4 protein-coding genes are annotated in these 4,775 nt (G+C 66.4%); all 4 read right to left on the bottom strand.

What is annotated here, in order from left to right; all coding sequences use genetic code 11:
* The coding region (locus ACZK5D_RS16730) for a substrate-binding domain-containing protein (RefSeq protein WP_463666138.1) at positions 1–832 on the bottom strand (832 nt) is incomplete at its 3' end.
* 116 nt (positions 833–948) lie between these two features.
* Positions 949–1,995 carry a LacI family DNA-binding transcriptional regulator gene (locus ACZK5D_RS16725; protein ID WP_463666137.1) on the bottom strand — a complete coding sequence of 349 codons (1,047 nt, stop codon included), beginning with the start codon at positions 1,993–1,995 and terminating at the stop codon, positions 949–951.
* A 694-nt stretch (positions 1,996–2,689) separates the two neighbouring features.
* Entirely contained in the window at positions 2,690–3,454 is a 765-nt protein-coding gene (istB, locus tag ACZK5D_RS16720; RefSeq protein WP_463664796.1) for an IS21-like element helper ATPase IstB, read from the bottom strand.
* Positions 3,454–4,704 carry an IS21 family transposase gene (istA, locus tag ACZK5D_RS16715; RefSeq protein WP_463664797.1) on the bottom strand — a complete coding sequence of 417 codons (1,251 nt, stop codon included), beginning with the start codon at positions 4,702–4,704 and terminating at the stop codon, positions 3,454–3,456. Before istA ends, istB begins: the two co-directional genes overlap by 1 nt.
* Between the last annotated feature and the right edge of the window lie 71 nt (positions 4,705–4,775).

Below are 4,775 nucleotides of genomic sequence, written 5' to 3'. Positions count from 1 at the left end.
TGGCGGAGGCGACGAAGGGAGAGCCGTCGCGGTTGAGTTCCTCGACTGCTTCGGGGCTGCCGTCGATTCCGACGACGATGATGTCATCAGCGCGTCCCGCCTGTTCCACTGCCAGTACGGCGCCGAGGGCAGAGGGATCGTTCATGCCGAAGATGCCCTGTACGTCGGGGGTGGCGGTGAGCATGTCCGTGGTCACCGTCAGGCCTGTGGCGCGGTCGTTCTTCGACGCCTGGTGGCCGACGACCTCGATGCCGGGGAACTCCTCCATCACGTTCTCGCAACCGGTGATCCGATCGATGATCGTCTGGATCGGGGTGCCGTCGACGATGAGGATGTTCCCCTCGCCGCCCATCTGCTCAAACAGGTAGCGGCAGGCAACCTCGCCAGCTTCGACGGCGTCGGTCATGACCACCGCGTCGGCGCCCACAGCAGGGGTGTCGACGGCGATCACGATGGTCCCGGCCGCCCGAGCCCGTTCGATCGCGGGAGCGATGCCATCCTCATCGACGGCGGAGATGACGATCAGATCGACGCCCTGCTGGATGAACGCATCGATCTGGGTGTTCTGGTTCGCCAGATCCAGTTGCGCGTCCTGGACGTTGATCGTGGCCCCGAGCTCCTCGGCCGCATCCTCAGCTCCGGTGGTCATGGCTGAGAAGAAGGGGTTGGACATGTCCTGGACCATCAGCGCGATGGACTCAATCTTGTCAGGAACCACAGCGGCGCCAGAGCCTGAGGCGCTGGTCTGCACGTCACCGGAGGTGCAGGCGCCCAAAGCGAGCATAGACAGGGCCAGGAGGGAGCCAGCGAAGGCCTTCTTGGTGTTCTTCATGGGAGGTTTCCTTACTCAGAAAATGGGTACAGAGAGTGTGTCGCCCCAACTCTGGGGCGAACGCAACGCGGGAGGGGGGGTGAAGGGGACGGCGCGGGAAGGGCGATTGAGCCCGGTCAGCAGCCGCATGACTTCCGGATCAGGAGACTGGCTTTCACCTCCTGTACGTCTCCAGCGGTGTAGACGGGACCGAAGGAGCCGCTGCCCTGTGCCGCGCTCCGTTTGATGATCGCGGTGAGCTTTCGGGCCGCGAGTTCGCCGATGGACCGGGAGTCCTCATCGACGACAGTCAGGGGAGGATCGAGGAGCGGCGCCCACGCGAACTCGTCGAACGCGATCAGCACCACGTCTTCCGGTATCCGTAGGCGACGGTCACGCAACGCCGTGAACGCCCCCTGAAGCATTGGGTTATTACCAGCCACGAGGGCGAAGGGCTTCCGGCTGCCGCGCTGGGACAGGTAGCCGTCGAGGACTGCTCGGGCCGAGGTCGGATCATTGTGACTTTCGAGCACCGTCAGCGCCGCACCATGACGTGCGGCGGCGGCTCGAAGACCCGCCTCGCGGGAAGCGCGCGTGGACCACAGATGGGGATAGATCAGCAACACCCAATCCTTCACACCGTGAAACGCGAGGTGTTCACCCACCTGAGCGGTCGCATCAGCGTTATCAGTGGTCACCGAGGCGGCACCCAACGGCGAGACTGGCGCCTGAGAGTCAACGAACACCGCAGGGATGCCCCACTGGGTCAGCTTCACGTAGTTCTCAGGGCTCAGGGTCAGCGTTGAGATCAGCCCCGTCGCCCGGGACTGCATAGCCTCTTCAACCGCAGCGTCCTCAAGCGCGGCGTCAAACTCACCCGACGGGGCCAGGTCCGCGAACCTCATCGCGATCTTCGCCTCACGCAACCCGGCCTGAATTCCGTCGATCATGTCGATGTAGTAGTAGTTGGCCGTCGAAGCCGTCATCACGATCACCGGACCCGGAGACTGCGTCCGCAAAGCCCGAGCCGCCTTGTTCGGCACATACCCGATGCTCTTCGCCGCTTCAAGTACCCTCAGCCGGCTCTCCGTCGACACACCCTCCGCACCGTTCAGCGCACGCGACACCGTGAAGATGGACAGCCCCGACTCCCGGACCACGTCGTTGAGTGTTGGTTTCTTCACCGGTGTCACCGCTTCCTTGCGACATATAAACGTTTATATCTTCCCATGCGCTCTTCGCTAGCTCAGATAAACGATTAGCTTGACCCTAGCAGCCCACCTTCGGCGTGTCAACGCTCAACTTCCTCGCCCCGCTTCCCGGGTCTGGGCCGGGGACTGCCGGCCAACTGTGGGGAGTCTCGCGGGGGGTGGAGCACCGGGCTGAGATTCGCTCTTAGCGCGCGCCAGGGGCCTCAGTGAGGCAGACGCGTGCGGATGCTTCGGCTGCAGACTGGCTGCGCCCCGGGTCGGAGCAACACCGCGGGCGATCTGCCTGACATGGCCGCCAGCGATTGTGCGGTAGATGGTGAGTGTCCAGATCCATCGACTGGCAGCTCCGGGGGGGTTGGGCCAGAAGATGAAGTTCATTGCGTTCGGAGACCGGAATCACTACCCCCCACGCAGAGCTCTTGCCCGCGCGGGCATGGACCCAATCGTAGGGAGGCGTTGGCACGTCGCCGAAGATGGCGACGTGTCGACGGGTCATCTCCGTCCCTCGAGGGCTAACGGGGTCCGCGTGGCGGCGTCCGCCGTGCGGCCGACGTGCTCGGCGATGGGTTGCCGTCGGTGCATACATGGTTTGGGGTGTCAACGCCGGACGAAAACTGACCCCCTGTTGCCGATCGAAAATTGACCCCTCTCATGGTTGTTGTTGGTTCTACTTGGTTGGTTGGCGACGGTGGCCGCGGGTGCGGTAGGAGTCGCCGTCGAGCCCGATGACGTGGGCGTGGTGGACGAGGCGGTCGATGGTCGCGGCGGCGACGACGTCGTCGCCGAGGGTTTCGCCCCAGCGGCTGAAGGGCAGGTTTGAGGTCACGATGACGGTGCCGGTCTCGTAGCGTGAGGCGATCAGTTGGAAGAACAGGGCCGCGGCGGTGGTGTCGAAGGGCAGGTAGCCGACCTCGTCGATGATCAAGGCGCGGTAGCGTTTCAGCCGGCGCAGCTCGCGTTCGAGGGCGCCGGAGGCGTGGGCGGCGGCGAGCCGGTTGATCCAGCCGGTGGCAGAGTCGAACAGCACGGGATGGGCTGCTTCGGCGGCCTTGATGCCCAACGCGATCGCCAGGTGCGTCTTCCCGGTGCCGGGTGGGCCGAGGAGGACCACGTTCTCGCGTTTCGGGATGAACGTGCAGGTGGCCAGGTGCGCGATCAGGTCACGGGACGCGGCGGGGATGTGGTCGAAGACGAAGTCCTCGACGGTCTTGACGGCTGGAAGGTGAGCGGCCGAGATCCGCAGCCGGGTGCCGTTGGCGGTGCGGGAGGCGACCTGGCGGCCGAGGACGGCGGCGAGGTACTCCTCGTGGGACCAGCCCTCGGCGCGGGCCCGGTCACCGAGGTCGGTGAACGTCTCAGCGATCACCGGGGTCTTCAGCTCCCGGGCCAGGAACCCGATCTCGCCGGTCAGGTCCCTCGCGGTGAGGCTCATCAGGCCACCGCCCCGGACGCGCTCGCCGGGTCGATGCCGGGCAGGTCGAACAGGTCGTCGTAGACGCTCAACGGCCGGAGTCCGACGTCTTCGCCCACGCCGCGGGCATCGACGCGGACAGCCTTCTGGTGCGCCGCCCGCAGCGTCTTCGCGGTCGCGACGTGGGCAGGGTCGGTGAGGGTGCGCCGCTGGTCCCAACACCGCGCATGAGAGGCCACGGGTTGGCCGGCGCAGGTGACGGTGACGGTGTCCATGTCACAGCCGACGTCGACGAACCGGCCGATCACGGCGGGGTCGACCGAGTAGTCGTTACCCGCGACCCGCACGTAGTAGTCACGGCCCAGCCGGACCCGGCTACTCGACCCGACCAGCGGCGCCACCGGCGGCAGGCTGCTCATCGCCGCCACCTCCGACGCCAGCATGTCTGCTGGTCTAGCGCCGGTGCGGCGCAGCAGCCGCTGATTCGCCCGCGGTAACCAGTCCGCGAGTTGGGTGTTGAAGTCGGCCGGGGAGACGAACTCGCGGCCCGGCATGAACGACGTCTGCAGGAACCCGTTGGCCCGCTCCACCACCCCCTTCGCCTCCGGGTCACGGGGATTGGTCTGATAGATCCTGGTCCCCAACGTTCCGGCGAAGCCCCTCGCGGGCACCGTGAGGCGTCGGTGCTGCCCGATCCCTGCCTCGTTGTCCCACACCAGCATCCGCGGGACCGCCCCGAAGCTCCCCGCCAATAGCTGCCACATGCCCGCCAGCAGGTCCCCGGTCTGACGGGTCGGCAGCAACAGGGCGGCGATGAACCCCGACCAGGCGGCCACCATCGTCAACACCGGCGGCGCCGCGAGCACCCCGTCAGCCACCGGCACGACCCTCGGCGGGAACCACAGATCGCACTGCACGATCTCCCCGGCCCGATACTGGGTCCGATCCGCCGGGTCCGCCGGCAGATACAACGGCCGCAACTCAGCCACCCTCGCCCGCAGCACCGACGACGAATGCTCCCAGCTGATCCGCTCCGCGATCACCGTCGCCGGCATCCGCGGCGTCGCCGCCAACAACGCCCGGATCTGCGGCTCGACGGCATCGACCAACGACCCCGGCGACTCCCGCTCATACCTGGGCGGAACGTCCGAGGCCAACGCCGACCTCACCGTGTTCCTTGCCACCCCCAACTGGCGCGCGATCGCCTTGATCGCCAACCCCTCCGACCTATGAAGCCGTCGGATCTCGGCCCAATCCTCCACACTGATCACTCCCTCACTCTGACGGAGAGGGGTCAAAATTCACTCGGCGCCACGGGGTCAGTATTCACTCGGCATCGACA

Source organism: Tessaracoccus yangjingae, assembly GCF_055326235.1.
The sequence above is the reverse complement of the archived record's forward strand: the minus strand, read 5'-3'. Positions and strand labels throughout refer to the sequence as shown.